Raw genomic sequence first — 15,945 nt, forward strand, 5'->3', positions numbered from 1 at the left:
CCTGCCTTTGTCTCAAGCGACCTTGCGGGTGAAGAGCACCCAGTCGTGTTTCTTGCTTTCCTCAAAGAGCGGAACCGCCTCGGCGCGCGCTGCCTCGCCGAAACCGTTTGCCCTGTATAGTGCCTGAGCCCTGCCGTTGTGGCTCTCGGTGATCAGGCTCACCGGCGCCGATCCGGCGCGTTCGAATTCCTTTGCCAGAAGCGCCTTGCCGATCCCCCGGCCGCGCTGATGGCGATAGACGCCCAGGCTCTCTATGAACCAGTGGCCGACGATCTGCCGCTGCAGCGCCAGCAGGGGCTCGAGAACCGGGTGCCCGGCAACAATCTCAGCCGCTTCCGGCCCGACCCCATAGCCGAGCGACAGTCCGGCAACCTCGTCATCGACCTCGGCAACCAGCGCATCACGCCAGTTCCCCGGACCCGGCTCTTCGCGCAGCTTGTTGCGCCCGCGCTCAAAAGCCGTATCCGTCACCCCATGCTGGACGGCGCCGTACCAGAGCCAGGAGGCAAAGCCATGCGCGGCGATATCGACGAGGATGGCGAGTTCCGCCGCCTCACGTCTTTCGGCCGGACGTATGGTGACGCCCCCGACCATTCTCAGACCCCGAGCATCATCCGCACGACCGGTTCCAGACCCCGGCCAATCGCACGCGTGTTTTCCGCATCGAGATGCACGCCATCGAGCGGCGTCGTCACCGCCACTGATCCGGCATCGAAGAAGCCGCAATCGAGTTCGTCGGCGAGATCGCGGTAAAGGGGCGCCAGCATCGAAGACTGCTCGATGCCGCCTGCGAACATTGCGGCAAAGCCGGCGTCAGCCGTTTCGCAAAGCACCGGCGGCGACACGATCAGGATCTCCGGGCCGTCCTCACTCTCAACCGGCCAATCGTGACGGCGCACCAGATTGACCAACCGCTCGACGCCCTTGACGGCGCCGAAGGCGGTTCCGTGGATCACCGGCTTCATGTCATTTGCGCCGAGAAGAAGAATGATGAGATCGAGCGGCGCGTGGCTGTGCAGCAGCGTCGGCAGCACCTTCGCACCGTTACGGTCGCAATCGGCGAGGTGATCGTCGTAGGCGGTCGTGCGGCCGTTCAGCCCCTCGGCGATGACCTGGACGTCCGGCCCCAGCGCCTTCTGCAAGACACTCGGCCAGCGATCGGCAAGCGCATGTCGACCGCCATCGGTGGCATCGTAGCCCCAGGTCAGACTGTCGCCATAGCAGAGAACTGTTTTCATCGTCCGGGCCCGCCTTCGACTGCGCGAAAAGGAACGGACCGGCCCGAAGGCCGGTCCTCATCCAACTCAGACCAGCATGCCCATCGGGTTTTCGATGTAGCGCTTGAAGGCACCGAGCAGTTCGGCACCGAGCGCGCCATCGACGCAGCGATGGTCGGTCGAAAGCGTGACGGTCATGACGTTGGCGATGACCATCTGCTTGTTCTTGACGACGACGCGCTCCCCGCCGGCACCGACCGCGAGGATCGTGGCATGCGGCGGGTTGACGACGGCGGCGAAGTTCTTGACGCCCATCATGCCCATGTTGGAGACGGCAGTCGTGCCGCCCTGGTATTCTTCGGGCTTCAGCTTGCGGTCCTTGGCACGCTGGCCGAGGTCCTTCATCTCGTTGGAGATGGCCGACAGGCTCTTCAGTTCCGCCTGGCGGATGATCGGGGTGATCAGGCCGCCCGGGATCGACACGGCAACGCCGACGTCGGCGTGCTTGTGCTTGACCATGTTGCTCTCGGTCCACGAGACGTTCGCGTTCGGAACGTCGCGCAGTGCCAGCGCCAGGGCCTTGATGACCATGTCGTTGACGGAGAGCTTGTAGACCGGCTTGCCACCCTGCTCGGGAGCCGCTGCGTTGAGCTGCGCACGCAGTGCCAGCAGCGCGTCGAGTTCGCAGTCCACCGACACGTAGAAGTGCGGGATCGTCTGCTTGGATTCGACGAGACGCTTGGCGATCGTCTTGCGCATGCCGTCATGCGGCACGAGTTCGTAGGAACCTGGCTCGAACAGCTTGAGAACGGCGTCTTCCGACATGCCCTTGGCAAGCGGTGCGGCTGCAGGAGCAGCAGCGCCAGCAGCCGGCGCGGCGGCGGGCTTGGCAGCGCCACCGGAGACGGCGGCTTCGACGTCCTTCTTGACGACGCGGCCATGAGGACCGGTGCCGGCAATTGCCGAAAGGTCAATGCCCGCGTCCTTTGCCAGACGGCGTGCGAGCGGCGAGGAGAAGACGCGGGCGCCGCCCTCGGCCTTGGCCGGCTGGGCTGCAGCCGGTGCAGCGGCAGGAGCCGCAGCCGGAGCGCTCGGCGCTGCCGGTGCAGGCGCTTCGGCCTTGGCGGCGGGTGCCGGTGCTGCCGCGCCGTTGCCGCCCTTGGCGGCGGCGGCGACATCCTCGCCATCGGCGGCGAGAACGGCGATCAGCGCATTGACCTTGACGCCATCGGTGCCGGCGGGAACGACGATCTTGGCAACGGTACCTTCGTCGACGGCTTCGACTTCCATCGTCGCCTTGTCGGTCTCGATCTCGGCAATCACGTCACCGGACTTGACCTTGTCGCCTTCCTTGACGAGCCACTTGGCCAGATTGCCTTCTTCCATCGTCGGGGAGAGGGCAGGCATTGTGATGTTGATAGGCATCGAAGGGCCCTCCCCTTATTTGTAGCAAACGGCTTTCACCGCATCGACAACCTCTGCGACGTTCGGAAGCGCGAGCTTCTCGAGGTTCGCGGCGTAAGGCATCGGCACATCCTTGCCGGCGATCGTCAGGATCGGGGCGTCAAGGTAGTCGAAGGCCTGCTGCATGACGCGGGTTGCGATCTCGGTGCCGACGGAAGACTGCGGGTAGCCTTCTTCGACGGTGACGAGGCGGCCGGTCTTCTTGACGGATTCGATGACCGTCGGCAGATCCATCGGACGGATGGTGCGCAGGTCGATCAGTTCGACATCGATGCCCTGGGCTTCGAGTTCGGCAACCGCCTTGACGGCGTAGGTCATGCCGATACCGAAGGAAACGATCGTTGCGTCCTTGCCGACCTTGTGGATACGGGCCTTGCCGATCGGCAGCACGAAATCGTCAAGCTTCGGCACTTCGAAGGAGTGACCGTAAAGGATTTCGTTTTCGAGGAAGATGACCGGGTTCGGGTCGCGGATCGCAGCCTTGAGCAGGCCCTTGGCGTCGGCAGCCGTGTAGGGCATGACGACCTTGAGGCCCGGGATATGGCTGTACCAGGCTGCGTAGCACTGCGAGTGCTGGGCGGCCACGCGGGCAGCGGCACCGCTCGGGCCACGGAAGACGATCGGCGCGCCCATCTGGCCGCCGGACATATAGAGTGTCTTGGCAGCGGAGTTGATGATCTGGTCGATCGCCTGCATGGCGAAGTTGAAGGTCATGAACTCGACGATCGGACGAAGGCCGGTCATGGCAGCGCCGACGCCGACGCCGGCAAAGCCGTGCTCAGTGATCGGGGTATCGATGACACGGCGGGCGCCGAATTCCTGCAGCAGGCCCTGAGTAATCTTGTAGGCGCCCTGATATTCGGCGACCTCTTCACCCATGACGAAGACGTCATCGCTTGCGCGCATTTCTTCGGCCATGGCGTCGCGAAGTGCTTCGCGAACGGTCATCGTCACCATTTCGGTGCCGGCAGGGATCGCCGGATCAGCAGCGACTTCGACCTTCGGCTGGGCTGCAACCGGAGCCGGCGCGGAAGCGGCCGGCGCTTCGGCAGCGGCTGCCTTCGGCGCTTCGGCCTTCGGAGCGGCGATGTCGCCAGCGCCTTCACCGTCCTGCAAGAGCACGGCGATCGGGGTGTTGACCTTGACGCCTTCGGTGCCGGCGGCAATCAAGAGCTTGCCGATCGTGCCTTCATCGACGGCTTCGACTTCCATCGTTGCCTTATCGGTCTCGATTTCGGCAATGACGTCGCCGGAGGACACCTTGTCCCCCTCGTTCTTCAGCCATTTCGAGAGCGTGCCTTCCTCCATTGTCGGGGAAAGGGCGGGCATAAGAATTTCTACTGGCATGTTTGTCCCTCCCCGGATCAAAGCAGGATGTCGGTGTAGAGCTCGGATGCATCCGGCTCCGGATCGGCCTGGGCAAAATCGGCGCTGTCGGCAACGATGTCGCGGACTTCCTTGTCGATCTGCTTCAGCTCATCCTCGTTCGCCCAACCCTTTTCGGTCAGACGCGCCTTCACCTGCTCGATCGGGTCGTGTTCCGAGCGCATCTTCTGCACTTCGTCCTTCGAGCGGTACTTCGCCGGGTCGGACATCGAGTGACCGCGGTAGCGATAGGTCTGCATCTCAAGGATGATCGGACCCTTGCCCGAGCGGCAATGCTCAACAGCCTCGTCGCCGGCGGCCTTGACCGCGCGCACGTCCATGCCGTCGACCTGGAAGCCCGGAATGTTGAAGGAGACGCCGCGCTGCGAGAAGTCGGTCTGTGCCGAAGCCCGCGAAACCGAAGTACCCATGGCGTAGCGGTTGTTCTCGATCACGTAGATCACCGGCAGCTTCCAGAGCTGCGCCATGTTGAAGCTTTCGTAGACCTGGCCCTGGTTGGCAGCGCCGTCACCGAAATAGGCAACGGACACATTGTCGTTTCCGCGATAGCGGTTGGCGAAAGCAAGACCGGTGCCGAGCGACACCTGGGCGCCGACGATGCCGTGGCCGCCATAGAAGTGCTTTTCCTTGGAGAACATGTGCATCGAGCCGCCCTTCCCCTTGGAAAGACCGCTGCGACGACCGGTGAGTTCGGCCATGACGCCGCGGGCGCTCATGCCGCAAGCCAGCATGTGTCCATGGTCACGATAGGCGGTGATGACCTGATCGCCTTCCTTCAGCGCCATCTGCATGCCGACGACAACGGCTTCCTGGCCGATGTAGAGGTGACAGAAGCCGCCGATGAAGCCCATGCCATAGAGCTGGCCGGCCTTTTCCTCGAAACGCCGGATCAGCAGCATCTCGCGGTAGGCACTCAGATCTTCCTGTTTGGAGAAGTCGGCGAACGTGCCGCCGTTGAAGTCTTTCTTCGCCGGCTTTGCGGCACTCTTGCGGCTGGAAACGGACGCGGATTTTCGCGGAGCCATTCGTTCCTCCCAATGGTTAGCCTTTTGCGGTTACCATAGGGAAAGAAAGCAGACACAGCAATGCCATATTTGCATGGCTCACATTCCACGCAAATAATTGATTTTGCTTTACAAATTTCAATTAACTGAATTCAGGTTAATTTGCGGCACGGTGGAAAATAACGATCTCGTCACTTCGCGACATGTTCAGCGCGAGGCGAGCCTTTTCATCCAGCATGTCCCGTTCCAGCGACCCATCACTCATCAGCTGAACCTCCTTTTCGAGGATCATTCGCTGCTTCGTGAGCTTATCCAGCCGCGCCTGCCGCTCGACGATCTGACGATCGAATTGCTCGGTCGCCTTCAGGCCATAGCCGCCGTGAATGGAATGATAGCCGAAGTAGGAGAGAAAGGCGACCGCGATCAGCGGCATCACCAGCCGACCCAGTTTCCGTTTCTTATGATGCCGTGTCCACATGCATTCCCGCCCTGATACGCAGTACGGCAATCAGATTAGCGTCGATTGATTAACCGACCGTTGACCATGAACGGCAGGAAAATAGAAACCCGCCCACACGGGGCTGTGTGGGCGGGCTCAGTTTTCAGACAAAAATCAGGCGGCGATCAACCGCGCAGGATCGAACGGCCGGCGTACTTGGCCTGCAGGCCAAGCTGCTCTTCGATGCGGATCAGCTGGTTGTACTTTGCGAGCCGGTCCGAACGGGCAAGCGAGCCGGTCTTGATCTGGCCGCAGTTGGTGGCAACCGCGAGATCGGCGATCGTCGCATCTTCGGTTTCGCCCGAACGGTGCGACATGACGGCGGTGTAGCGCGCCTTGTGTGCGGTCTCGACGGCGTCGAGCGTTTCCGACAGCGAGCCGATCTGGTTGACCTTGACGAGGATCGAGTTGGCGACACCCATCTTTATGCCGTCGCGCAGGCGGGCCGAGTTGGTGACGAACAGGTCGTCCCCGACGAGCTGGCACTTGTTGCCGATGAGATCGGTCACAGCCTTCCAGCCGTCCCAGTCGTCTTCGGCCATGCCGTCTTCGATCGAGAAGATCGGGTACTTGGCGGCGAGTTCGGCAAGATATTCAGCCATTGCGCCCGGCTCCAGCGTGCGGCCTTCGCCTTCGAGTACGTACTTGCCGTCCTTGAAGAATTCGGTCGCTGCGCAATCGAGCGCGATGAACATGTCTTCGCCCGGCTTGTAGCCAGCCTTCTCGATCGACTTCATGATGAAGTCGAGCGCTGCCGGAGCAGAGGCGAGACCCGGCGCGAAGCCGCCTTCGTCGCCGACATTGGTGTTGTGGCCGTCGGCTGCAAGCTGCTTCTTCAGCGTGTGGAACACTTCCGAGCCCATGCGAACCGCATCACGCATCGTGTCGGCGCCAACCGGAACGATCATGAACTCCTGGAAGTCGATCGGGTTGTCGGCGTGCGCGCCACCGTTGATGATGTTCATCATCGGAACCGGGAGCACGTGGGCGTTCGGACCACCGACGTAACGGTAGAGCGGCAGGCCGGCAGCTTCGGCGGCAGCCTTGGAAACGGCAAGCGAAACGCCGAGAATGGCGTTGGCGCCGAGGCGCGACTTGTTCGCCGTGCCGTCGAGCTCGATCATGGTCTTGTCGATCTGGATCTGGTTCTCGGCATCGAGACCGCCGATCGCTTCGAAGATCTCGCCGTTGACGGCTTCGACGGCACGTTCGACGCCCTTGCCGAGGTAACGCGTACCACCATCGCGCAGCTCAACAGCCTCATGGGCACCGGTCGAGGCGCCCGACGGGACTGCCGCGCGGCCGAAGCTTCCGTCTTCCAGGTACACGTCGACCTCGACGGTCGGGTTGCCGCGGCTGTCCAGAATTTCTCGGCCGATGATGTCGATGATTGCAGTCATGATCTCTTCCCTGTTGAGGACGGTGGGTGGTCGGGGCCTGTCATACGCCAAGGCCTCGAAATTACAATGGCGCGCAATATGCAAAAACAACCGCGCCATTGCGGTTCATGAAAATTTCACGAAGCGTCGCGCGGGTCTCAGCCCTTGGCGATCGCGTCGAAAGCCAGCAGCTTTTCGAGCAGCCTCGGCATGTCCTTCAGATGCACCATGTTCGGGCCATCGGAGGGCGCATTGTCCGGGTCTTCATGGGTTTCAACAAAGACACCGGCAACACCGACGGCAACGGCAGCGCGCGCCAGGGTCTCGACGAATTCTCGTTGACCGCCCGAAGAGCCGCCCTGCCCGCCCGGCTGCTGAACCGAATGGGTCGCATCAAAGACGACCGGCGCGCCGAGCGAAGCCATGATCGGCAGCGAGCGCATGTCGGAGACCAGCGTGTTGTAGCCGAAGGAAGCGCCACGCTCGCAGAGCATGACATTGGGGTTGCCGCTTTCGGTGAACTTCGCCAACACGTTCTTCATGTCCCAGGGCGCCAGGAACTGGCCCTTCTTGACGTTGATCGCCCGCCCGGTCTTGGCGGCGGCGACCAGAAGATCGGTCTGGCGCGACAGGAAGGCCGGGATCTGCAGGATATCGACCGTCGGGGCGACAAGCGCGCACTGCTCTTCGGTGTGCACGTCGGTCAGAACCGGAAAGCCGAATTCCTTTTTCAGGTCGGCGAAGATTTCCATCGCCTTGTCGAGACCGATGCCACGCTTGCCCGAAAGCGAGGTGCGGTTGGCCTTGTCGAAGGAGGACTTGTAGACGAGGCCGAGGCCGAGCTTGTTGCAGAGTTCGGAGAGCGCACCCGCCATCATGAAGGCGTGTTCACGGCTCTCCATCTGGCAGGGGCCTGCGATCAGCGACAACTTCTCGGTCTGTGCGAAGGCGACCTGACGGGCGCCCTCACCGACAACGACTCTGGCATTGGTTTTCATCATCAAGCTCCAAACGCGAAGATCACCCCTTGCCCCGGCATTTCGGGGACAATGAGGCGCCCGCCCATTTCTGCAAATTCGATATCGTTCTCGGCAAAGAGCGCCCGCGTTGCCTCGAGATCGGCAACACGGAAGACGACCGCCCGTCCGCGAAGGCCCCGTTCGGCACCGCGCACCGAGCGACCGAAGAAGGCTTCCATGCCGGCGGCGTTCAGCACCGAGATCTTGGCGTTGGTGGTCGCGACATCCATGCCGAAGGAATGCGCCGAAACCTCGCGCTCATCGACCGCTTCCTGCAGCAGATACTGGAAATCAGTCGGATTGGCTTCCGACAGCACCACTTCGCTTATGCCGATCACGCCGTTGTCGTGTCGCTCCAGCGCCGCCCGATCGGTGGGGAGTGCGCGAACGCGCTGACAGCTGAAAAGAAAGAGATCCGGCGCGCGCAGGTCGGCCGCAAAGGCAAGACGGAACGAGCCCAGTCCTTCGCGGCCATCGGGCAGCTTCATCGGCCGGGAAAACTCCAGCATGTCACCGCCGGAGATGCCCCGCGCCCGAAAGCGGATATGGTCGCTCGCCGCATCCTCGGTGCCGAAGACCAGCGCCGAGAGGCCTTCCGGTCCCTGGCGGAAACGAAACGCCTGATCACGCGCCACAAAGGCGTTGCCGTCGAGTGCCGCCGCTTCGCACTCCTCGCGGGACGCTATGGCTAGCGGTTCGAGATAGGTGCCGTCGGCAAAGAAGACGCAGGCATTTTCGGTGCCGAAGGGATGGCGGGCATCGTCGGCGACGGTGAAGCCGAGATTGGAAAGCCGACGCCGCGCCTGGGTAAGCGTATCCACCGGCAGCACGAGGTGATCGAGCGGGCGGGTGGTGCGCTTGGAGAGGCTCATGGCGTGTTCCCTGATGGTTCGCCGCTGTTTGCAACTTTTGGCCGGCGAATGCAAGCCGGGTCACCGCCAGGGGCCGGATCGGCCATCCGGGTTCGGGCCGTTGCCGCAAAGTGAGCCGTCCGCGGCCGGCTGCGCCCGCCGCGGATTATGCCTGTCAGCGGGAGACGAACCGCCGGAAGGTCAGTAGTAGCCCGGCGCCGTCGTGGCGTTCGCCGTGTTCCCCGCACCGAGACCGGGGGCGAACGTCTGGGGCTGCGTGTAGGATGTATTGGTCGAGGACGTCGAGGCACAACCCGAAAGCCCCAGCACGGCAACCGCCAAAGGCACGAACAACAAAGCGATGAAGCGCATATGGATTGACCCCTTTCCAGTTTCGCTGACGACAGGAAAGTACGAAACCGATGCGTTGGCGAGTACGTAACAGTAACGCGAGGTAAAAAGGCGGTGCGGAAGCCGGGATCGGCAACCGCAGCGCCTTCCGGCCGCTGCGACTGCCCTCGTTGCGTGCGAGCTTGCGGGCCCGAACAGAGCGCCGGGCCTGCCGCATCAGGGATGAAGATCGCTCTTGATGGCAAAGGTGGCGATGAAGGTCGGCACGAACCTGTCGATCAGGAAACGAGCCGACGGCTGCCAATCCTCGTGAAAGCCGGCCAACAGGAAACCGACCTTCAGCTGCCCCTCGATCTGCGCAGAAAGGCTGTGTCCGAAGACCAGGGCCTCGCCCCGATCGACCTTGGCCTGCACGACATCGGGCGCGAGATGCTCCACCTCGGCAAAGGGGAGCCGGTAAGCCGGGCGGATAAGGCCCTTTTCCGCATGGGCCGGATCGCGGTCGCCGACGAAAACGATCGGATTGTAGAAGCTCGAAAGCAGCCGACCGCCGGTCTTCAGCACCCGGTGGCACTCCCGCCAGACCGGCTGGAGGTCGGGAACATAGAGGTTCGAGATCGGATGAAAGACGATGTCGAAGGTTTCGTCCGCAAAGGTCGCGAGGTCCCGCATGTCGCCCTGCACGGTCAAAAGCGACAGCCCTTCGCGTTCGGCGACGCGCCGATCCTGTTCGAGCTGTCCCTCGGAGAGGTCGAAGACCGTAACGTCCGCACCGGCGGCGGCCAGGATCGGCGCCTGCTGCCCGCCGGCGGACGCCAGGCAGAGGATCTTCTTGCCCTTGACGTCGGGCAACCAGCCCTCAGGCAGATCGCCGGGCGTCAGCCGCGCCTGCCACTGCCCTTTGCGGGCGTCGGCGATCATCTCGCGTGTGACCGGGCGGGACCACTCGCAGTCCTGGCTTGCCTGCCTGTCCCACGCCTGGCGATTGTGATCGATGATATCGAGATTGGAGGAGGAAATGTCTTGCATGTTCGGTCCCTGGAACTTGTCCTGATGTGACCGCTCACGAAGGCGAATGGAGATCGCAGGCAGAAATGCCCTAGCGTTCGTCCGTCGATGCGGATCGCAGCAATGCCATCGTCCATCTTCTTCGCAAGCGAAGTTGAGGCGATTCGGTTTTCACCGGGCATTACTGGCGCATTGGACGACGCTCCCCTTACTGGAAGCCGCAAGCTAGCGGCTAAGTTGCGGATGGTCAACGCGAACGGAGGCCAACGGCTGCGACGTGCCGCCGCAATGGTTTCTCCGTCATGGTGTCGGCGAACGAATATCCGGCATGGTCTGCGCGTTATCATGTTGCGCATGATTTCAACCGCTTGAGAAGCCGTCACAATTGCGTAAAATTCGTCATTGCAGCCTGGAGTTATGCCGGGCAGCAGGCTGAGGGGCAGCATTTGATTATTGAGTCGCAAGACAAGAAACGCATCCGGGCACGGCCGAGTCACGCCAAGGGGCGCTTCGGCACACTGGCTCGGCTCCCAACCGGGCACAAAACCACATGATGCGCGAGATGATGGCCAAGCTGGCTTCCATCGCCATCATGATGTTTGCGCGGGCGCTGACGGCGGCGCGCGCCATCTGGCATGAGACCGGCCTGCCGCCGAAGCAGAGCATCTATTTCGCCAACCACTCCAGCCACGGCGATTTCGTGCTGATCTGGGCGGTCTTGCCGCCCTGGCTCAGGGAACGCGCGCGGCCGGTCGCAGGTGCCGAATACTGGCTGAAATCGAAGCTTTCGACCTTCATCGGCCGCGACGTCTTCGACGCGGTGCTGATCGAGCGCGACCCGGATGCGCGCACGCAGGACCCGGTCGAGCAGATGACGGCCGTGCTCAACGACGGATCGTCGCTCATTCTCTTTCCCGAGGGAACGCGCAACCAGACCGAAGCGCGACTGCTGCCGTTCAAGAGCGGGCTCTATCACCTCGCCTGCAAGCGCCCGGACGTGGCGCTGGTTCCCGTCTGGATCAACAATCTCAACCGCGTCATGCCCAAGGGGGAGTTCGTGCCGATCCCGCTCATCTGCACCGTCAATTTCGGCGAACCGATGCGCCTCAAGGCGCAGGAGACGAAGGAAGAGTTCATCGCTCGCGCCGAGACTGCCCTGCTTTCGCTCGCGCCTTCATCGACGGATGACGGCGCATGAGCGCGGCCAGCCTGGACATGCTCAAGCTGCTCTTCGGCGTCGGCGGCGTTCTCGTGCTGGCGTCAAGCGTCGGCTACATGCTCAAGCAGAAGCTGTCGCCTGACGGGTCGAACGGCTCGATCGAGAACCTCAACGCCCGCATCAAGGCGTGGTGGGCAATGGTAGTGCTGATCGCCATCGCCTTCGTTGCCGGACGGGTCGGCGTGCTCCTGCTCTTTGCCTTCTGCTCGTTTGCGGCGCTGCGCGAGTTCATCACGCTCATCAACACGCGGCGCGGCGACCACTGGGCGATCGCGGGCGCCTTCTTCGTCGTCCTGCCGATCAACTACTTCCTGCTGTGGGCCGAGCAATACGGCATCTATTCGATCTTCGTGCCGGTCTACGCCTTCTTGCTGATGCCGATCGTCGCGGTTCTTCGCGGCGACACGCGCGACTTCCTGGTCCGGATCTCCGAGGTGCAATGGGCGCTGATGATCTGCGTCTTCTGCGCCTCGCATGTGCCGGCGCTGCTAACGCTGCAGATCCCGGGCTATGAGGGACGCAACGTGCTTCTCATCGCCTTCCTCGTCATCGTCGTTCAGTCGAGCGACGTGCTGCAATATGTCTGGGGCAAGCTCTTCGGCAAAACCAAGATCGCGCCAACCCTTTCGCCGTCGAAAACGGTCGAGGGTTTCGTCGGCGGCGTTGCGAGCGCAACGCTGATCGGCGCCTCGCTCTGGTGGATTACCCCGTTCACCCCGGCACAAGCCGCGTTGATGTCGCTCATCATAACCCTGATGGGATTCTTCGGCGGGCTCGTCATGTCGGCGATCAAGCGGGACCGCAGCGTCAAGGACTGGGGCCATCTGATCGAAGGCCATGGCGGGCTGATCGACCGGCTCGATTCCGTCGTCTTCTCCGCGCCGATCTTCTTCCACCTGACGCGCTACTGGTGGTCGCTGACATGAGCGCGAAACTGAAGGGGCTGGCATCAAGCGGCTTCGTACATGTGGCCTTCGCCTTTTTCGCCATGGGCGGCTGGGCGCTTTTCGCCAACGGCCATCACCCCATGCCCAAGCCGCTTGTTGCCGGCCTCGTGCAGGGAACGCTTTCGGCGCTGCTTACCCTCTACCTCAAAACGGCGATCGATGCGCTTTCCAGGCGGTTCCGCGGCGCAAGGCGCCTGGTTCTGCCACCGCTCTTCGCGTGCCTTGGCTCATCTGCAATTCTGGTCGCGATCCATGCCGCCAGCGGCACGCCCGAGATCCTGAAAACGATTGCGCTGCCGCTCACGGTTTCGACCACCTACGCCGCCATCTACAACTATTCCATCAGCCGAGGCGAACATGACCGAGACCGGTGACCGCAGGCCGCTCGCAAGCCGCAACACCCGCTGGGCGCAGGCCACCGCGCGCCGCCTGGCATCGATGAACCTCACGCCAAACCGGATCTCGCAGGCAAGCATGCTGGCGGCTGCCCTTGCCGGCCTTTCCTTCTGGCTCACGGGCGAAAGCGAGGACGGCGTAAGGGCGAGCCTGTTCATCGCCGCGGCGCTCTTCTGCCAGTTGCGCCTGCTCTGCAACCTTTTCGATGGCATGGTCGCCGTCGAGGGTGGCAAGGGCGAGGCCGATGGTCCCTTCTGGAACGAGTTTCCCGATCGCATCGCCGACATCTTCATCTTCGTCGGCGCCGGATTTGCCATCGGCGTGCCGGCTCTCGGTTTTGCCGCGGCCACCTTCGGCGTGCTGACCGCCTACGTGCGCGAGCTCGGCCGTGCCAATGGCGCGCCGGGCGACTTCTCCGGCCCGATGGCCAAACAACACCGCATGGCGACGATGACGCTGGCCGCCGTGGTGTCCGCCTTCGAAGGCCTCTGGCTCGGCGATGGCGAACTGCTGTGGATCGCGCTCCTTGCGATCTCGACTGGGGCTGTGCTTACGGCCCTTCTGCGCGCCCGTCGCCAGATTGCCTGGCTTCGGCAAAACGCTCCCCACAAAGGCTAAACACCCGCTTCACGCACCATGAACGAGGCCGCCGCAACATCGCGCGGCCCTCTTGACGTATGTCCATGCCAATTATTAGATTGATTAGTCTATTTATTAAATGCCACGCGTGTCGACGATGAACGAATGCTCGCGCGCACCAGGATCGGCGGCGATCAGGTCATGGTCGCTGCCTCATGAAAGCAAACTTTTTCAATCGGTTACGGCGCAAATTTATAGCGCCTCCCGTAACGGAGAACACGAATGAGTACCCCAGACCGCATCGACGACGTCGATGCATTGCGTGGCTTTGCGTTGCTCGGCATCCTCCTTGTCAACATCATGGCCTTCGCCTCCGCCTTCTACGGGCTGGAAATTTCCGACCCCGCCTTCGGCGGCATCCTCGATCGCAGCGTGCATTTCGTGATCGCCCTGTTCTTCGAAATGAAATTCTACCTGCTCTTCTCGTTCCTGTTCGGCTACAGCTTCACCCTGCAGATGCGTTCGGCGGAAAAATCCGGCGAGGCCTTCGTTCCCAGGCTCCTGCGCCGACAGATGGGCCTCTGGCTGATCGGGCTTGCCCATGCGGTCCTGCTTTTCCATGGCGATATTCTCACCACCTACGCGGTGCTTGGCATCGTCCTCCTGATGCTCAGAAACCGCAGCGATGGGGCCCTCTTCCGCCTGGCGAAATGGCTGGTCCTTATCCTTGCAGTGGTCTGGGGCACACTCGGCATCCTCATCACGCTGGATCCGGTACCGCTCGATCGGTCTGCCATTCTTTCCGCCGCGGAGGCGGCCGAGCTTGCCTTCCAAGGCGACTGGCAAGCCGTCATCGGTCAGCACCGTACGGAGCTCAACTCGGTCTGGATCATCCTCGTCCTGCTGCAAGCGCCGTGCGCGCTGGCGATGTTCCTGCTCGGCCTGATCGCCGGGCGTCGCAAGACCTTGGCGCGGCCGGAGGAGAACACGGCGTTGTTCCAGCGCCTCGTTCGTACCGGTCTCTGGATCGGCCTGCCTGGCGCCGTCATCTATGCCTATGTCAGCGTCGAGATGCCCGAATCGCCAATCGCGGTCATCGCGCTTTCGATCGGGCTCGCCACCGGCCCGCTTCTCACCGGCGCCTATGTCGGCGCCATGATGCTGCTCTTCGGATCCGAAACCGGCCACAGCCTGCGCAACCTGCTGGCGCCTGCCGGCCGCATGGCGTTGTCCAACTATCTGCTGCAGTCGCTGATCGCGGCCCTGATCTTCCATGGTTACGGCCTTGGTCTCATCGGCCAGGTCGCGCCTTTGGCAAGCGTGCTGATCGCGCTTGCGATCTTTGCCGCCCAGCTCTTCGTCAGCCACTGGTGGATGGCCCGTTTCGCCTATGGCCCGCTCGAATGGATCCTGCGCTTCATCACCATCGGCCGCGTGCCGCAGTGGCGCCGCCCGGCGGAGGCGCGCTGACGGACACCAGCCAATTCCCGCAACCAATGCTGCCCGGCGCCTTCGGCGCTGGGCATTTTCGCTTCCTGGCTTGAGACGCAGTTCGGCACTATTTCGCTTTGAGTCTAATTAGATGTTTGTCTAAATATCGAGACAACAAGCGAGCGGAGACGATGCGGATCAACAGGGTTTTCGAAGCGCTTTCTCATCCCGTGCGGCGGCAGATCCTGGCACTGTTGAAGGCCGGGCCGATGAGCGCCGGCGAACTCGCCGAGCATTTCGACCTGACCAAGCCGACGCTTTCCGTGCATTTCAACAAGCTGCGCGAGGCAGAACTCGTCGCGGTCGAGCGGCGCGGCACGAGCCTCATCTACCACCTCAACATGTCCATTCTCGAAGAGGCGCTCGGCGGCCTCCTCAGCACAAGGGATCAAGCACCATGACCTTGCTTTTGCGTTCCCCGATCGCGCTGGTCGCTGGCGGCATACTTTTTTCCGCGACGCTCGTCGGCTATCTCGCAATCCCCGCCGAGGCGCTGCTTCCGATCCATTGGGGTGTTGACGGCACGGCCGATGCCTTCTGGCCGCGCGACCGGGCGCTGGCGCTGGCGCCTGTGGCGGTCGCCGTGCTTGCCGCATTCTCGTTCGCCGTCGGTCGGTTCGCACCACAGGCCGAGCTTCAGGCGGGCCGGCATATCGTCGAAGTCACCCTCCCCGCGATCCTCGCGCTCTTTGCCGCCATTCAAACTGTGATCGTGCTGATCGGGCTTGGCGTCGACCTCTCGATGACGCGCGTGATCGCCTTCGGCCTCGGACTTCTGTCGATCGTCGTCGGCAACGTCCTGCCGAAATCGCAGCCGAACGGCCTTGCCGGCATTCGGCTGCCGTGGACGCTCGCCGATAACGCCAACTGGCGGGCAACGCACCGGCTTGCGGGCCTGCTGATGGTCTGCGCCGGTATCACCCTGGCGCTGCTGGCCTTCGTCATGAGCACCGGTCCAGCGCTTGCCGCAGCGACGATCGCCGCGCTGCTGCTGCCGGCCGCAATTGCAACGCTCTATAGCTACCACATCGCCCGTCGCAGTTAGAGGCTCCGGGCGTCGCAGCTCGGCCGCAGCGCAACGGCAGAAATGAAAAAGGCCGGTCTTGCGACCGGCCTTTTGCTTGTCTTTCCTGTG

At 62.7% G+C, this 15,945-nt stretch carries 17 protein-coding genes; 7 read left to right on the top strand and 10 right to left on the bottom strand.

The genetic code is table 11. From position 1 onward, the window contains the following. Nucleotides 1-12 precede the first annotated feature (12 nt). From OVA00_RS30940 to OVA00_RS30985, 10 genes are all read right to left on the bottom strand, one after another. Nucleotides 13-594 (bottom strand): GNAT family N-acetyltransferase, encoded by a 582-nt coding sequence (locus OVA00_RS30940; protein ID WP_060582476.1) that lies wholly within the window; start codon nucleotides 592-594, stop codon nucleotides 13-15. A gap of 2 nt (nucleotides 595-596) precedes the next feature. Further along, nucleotides 597-1,238 (bottom strand): SGNH/GDSL hydrolase family protein, encoded by a 642-nt coding sequence (locus OVA00_RS30945; RefSeq protein WP_034795815.1) that lies wholly within the window; start codon nucleotides 1,236-1,238, stop codon nucleotides 597-599. Between the two features lie 66 nt (nucleotides 1,239-1,304). Next, on the bottom strand, nucleotides 1,305-2,642 hold the full coding sequence (locus OVA00_RS30950; RefSeq protein WP_268090260.1) for a pyruvate dehydrogenase complex dihydrolipoamide acetyltransferase: 1,338 nt from the start codon (nucleotides 2,640-2,642) through the stop codon (nucleotides 1,305-1,307). A 15-nt stretch (nucleotides 2,643-2,657) separates the two neighbouring features. Further along, nucleotides 2,658-4,028, bottom strand: a complete 1,371-nt coding sequence (locus OVA00_RS30955) for a pyruvate dehydrogenase complex E1 component subunit beta (protein WP_060516909.1) — start codon at nucleotides 4,026-4,028, stop codon at nucleotides 2,658-2,660. A 17-nt stretch (nucleotides 4,029-4,045) separates the two neighbouring features. Beyond that, entirely contained in the window at nucleotides 4,046-5,092 is a 1,047-nt protein-coding gene (pdhA, locus tag OVA00_RS30960) for a pyruvate dehydrogenase (acetyl-transferring) E1 component subunit alpha (RefSeq protein ID WP_034795824.1), read from the bottom strand. A 136-nt stretch (nucleotides 5,093-5,228) separates the two neighbouring features. Further along, nucleotides 5,229-5,549 carry an FtsB family cell division protein gene (locus OVA00_RS30965; protein WP_034795840.1) on the bottom strand — a complete coding sequence of 107 codons (321 nt, stop codon included), beginning with the start codon at nucleotides 5,547-5,549 and terminating at the stop codon, nucleotides 5,229-5,231. 146 nt (nucleotides 5,550-5,695) lie between these two features. Beyond that, the gene (eno, locus tag OVA00_RS30970; protein ID WP_034795843.1) at nucleotides 5,696-6,970 is read right to left on the bottom strand and encodes a phosphopyruvate hydratase; all 1,275 of its coding nucleotides are present in this window, start codon (nucleotides 6,968-6,970) and stop codon (nucleotides 5,696-5,698) included. A gap of 137 nt (nucleotides 6,971-7,107) precedes the next feature. Further along, nucleotides 7,108-7,950 carry a 3-deoxy-8-phosphooctulonate synthase gene (gene kdsA, locus OVA00_RS30975; RefSeq protein WP_162731872.1) on the bottom strand — a complete coding sequence of 281 codons (843 nt, stop codon included), beginning with the start codon at nucleotides 7,948-7,950 and terminating at the stop codon, nucleotides 7,108-7,110. Then, on the bottom strand, nucleotides 7,950-8,840 hold the full coding sequence (locus tag OVA00_RS30980; RefSeq protein WP_034795850.1) for a VOC family protein: 891 nt from the start codon (nucleotides 8,838-8,840) through the stop codon (nucleotides 7,950-7,952). Before OVA00_RS30980 ends, kdsA begins: the two co-directional genes overlap by 1 nt. Before the next feature lie 546 nt (nucleotides 8,841-9,386). Beyond that, nucleotides 9,387-10,199 (bottom strand): class I SAM-dependent methyltransferase, encoded by an 813-nt coding sequence (locus OVA00_RS30985; protein ID WP_268090263.1) that lies wholly within the window; start codon nucleotides 10,197-10,199, stop codon nucleotides 9,387-9,389. 532 nt (nucleotides 10,200-10,731) lie between these two features. Here OVA00_RS30985 and OVA00_RS30990 point away from each other — a divergent pair. The 7 genes from OVA00_RS30990 (at nucleotide 10,732) to OVA00_RS31020 (ending at nucleotide 15,855) form a co-directional block, all read left to right on the top strand. Next, nucleotides 10,732-11,376: a lysophospholipid acyltransferase family protein gene (locus tag OVA00_RS30990; RefSeq protein ID WP_060582507.1), complete on the top strand. Its 645-nt coding sequence runs from the start codon at nucleotides 10,732-10,734 to the stop codon at nucleotides 11,374-11,376. After that, nucleotides 11,373-12,323, top strand: coding sequence for a phosphatidate cytidylyltransferase (locus tag OVA00_RS30995; protein WP_268090265.1), 951 nt, complete (start codon nucleotides 11,373-11,375; stop codon nucleotides 12,321-12,323). The genes OVA00_RS30990 and OVA00_RS30995 overlap by 4 nt, the downstream gene beginning before the upstream one ends. Next, complete coding sequence (locus OVA00_RS31000) at nucleotides 12,320-12,718, top strand: hypothetical protein (RefSeq protein WP_090295726.1); 399 nt, start codon at nucleotides 12,320-12,322, stop codon at nucleotides 12,716-12,718. The genes OVA00_RS30995 and OVA00_RS31000 overlap by 4 nt, the downstream gene beginning before the upstream one ends. Then, on the top strand, nucleotides 12,702-13,358 hold the full coding sequence (locus tag OVA00_RS31005; protein WP_268090267.1) for a CDP-alcohol phosphatidyltransferase family protein: 657 nt from the start codon (nucleotides 12,702-12,704) through the stop codon (nucleotides 13,356-13,358). The genes OVA00_RS31000 and OVA00_RS31005 overlap by 17 nt, the downstream gene beginning before the upstream one ends. 243 nt (nucleotides 13,359-13,601) lie before the next feature. Then, nucleotides 13,602-14,789 carry a DUF418 domain-containing protein gene (locus OVA00_RS31010; RefSeq protein ID WP_268090268.1) on the top strand — a complete coding sequence of 396 codons (1,188 nt, stop codon included), beginning with the start codon at nucleotides 13,602-13,604 and terminating at the stop codon, nucleotides 14,787-14,789. Nucleotides 14,790-14,941: 152 nt separating this feature from the next. Beyond that, nucleotides 14,942-15,211 (top strand): autorepressor SdpR family transcription factor, encoded by a 270-nt coding sequence (locus OVA00_RS31015; protein WP_197067148.1) that lies wholly within the window; start codon nucleotides 14,942-14,944, stop codon nucleotides 15,209-15,211. Further along, the gene (locus OVA00_RS31020) at nucleotides 15,208-15,855 is read left to right on the top strand and encodes an SdpI family protein (RefSeq protein WP_268090269.1); all 648 of its coding nucleotides are present in this window, start codon (nucleotides 15,208-15,210) and stop codon (nucleotides 15,853-15,855) included. The genes OVA00_RS31015 and OVA00_RS31020 overlap by 4 nt, the downstream gene beginning before the upstream one ends. Nucleotides 15,856-15,945 lie beyond the last annotated feature (90 nt).

This window comes from Ensifer sp. SL37, assembly GCF_026672675.1.
Classification (GTDB): Bacteria; Pseudomonadota; Alphaproteobacteria; order Rhizobiales; family Rhizobiaceae; genus Ensifer; species Ensifer adhaerens.

Coding starts and splice junctions, on each gene's coding strand:
- OVA00_RS31000 (WP_090295726.1), top strand. CDS start 12,320: ATGAGCGCGAAACTGAAGGGGCTGGCATCAAGCGGCTTCGTACATGTG.
- OVA00_RS30995 (WP_268090265.1), top strand. CDS start 11,373: ATGAGCGCGGCCAGCCTGGACATGCTCAAGCTGCTCTTCGGCGTCGGC.
- OVA00_RS30950 (WP_268090260.1), bottom strand. CDS start 2,642: ATGCCTATCAACATCACAATGCCTGCCCTCTCCCCGACGATGGAAGAA.
- eno (WP_034795843.1), bottom strand. CDS start 6,970: ATGACTGCAATCATCGACATCATCGGCCGAGAAATTCTGGACAGCCGC.
- pdhA (WP_034795824.1), bottom strand. CDS start 5,092: ATGGCTCCGCGAAAATCCGCGTCCGTTTCCAGCCGCAAGAGTGCCGCA.
- OVA00_RS31010 (WP_268090268.1), top strand. CDS start 13,602: ATGAGTACCCCAGACCGCATCGACGACGTCGATGCATTGCGTGGCTTT.
- OVA00_RS30965 (WP_034795840.1), bottom strand. CDS start 5,549: ATGTGGACACGGCATCATAAGAAACGGAAACTGGGTCGGCTGGTGATG.
- OVA00_RS30980 (WP_034795850.1), bottom strand. CDS start 8,840: ATGAGCCTCTCCAAGCGCACCACCCGCCCGCTCGATCACCTCGTGCTG.
- OVA00_RS30940 (WP_060582476.1), bottom strand. CDS start 594: ATGGTCGGGGGCGTCACCATACGTCCGGCCGAAAGACGTGAGGCGGCG.
- kdsA (WP_162731872.1), bottom strand. CDS start 7,950: ATGATGAAAACCAATGCCAGAGTCGTTGTCGGTGAGGGCGCCCGTCAG.
- OVA00_RS31015 (WP_197067148.1), top strand. CDS start 14,942: ATGCGGATCAACAGGGTTTTCGAAGCGCTTTCTCATCCCGTGCGGCGG.
- OVA00_RS30985 (WP_268090263.1), bottom strand. CDS start 10,199: ATGCAAGACATTTCCTCCTCCAATCTCGATATCATCGATCACAATCGC.
- OVA00_RS31020 (WP_268090269.1), top strand. CDS start 15,208: ATGACCTTGCTTTTGCGTTCCCCGATCGCGCTGGTCGCTGGCGGCATA.
- OVA00_RS30990 (WP_060582507.1), top strand. CDS start 10,732: ATGCGCGAGATGATGGCCAAGCTGGCTTCCATCGCCATCATGATGTTT.
- OVA00_RS30955 (WP_060516909.1), bottom strand. CDS start 4,028: ATGCCAGTAGAAATTCTTATGCCCGCCCTTTCCCCGACAATGGAGGAA.
- OVA00_RS31005 (WP_268090267.1), top strand. CDS start 12,702: ATGACCGAGACCGGTGACCGCAGGCCGCTCGCAAGCCGCAACACCCGC.
- OVA00_RS30945 (WP_034795815.1), bottom strand. CDS start 1,238: ATGAAAACAGTTCTCTGCTATGGCGACAGTCTGACCTGGGGCTACGAT.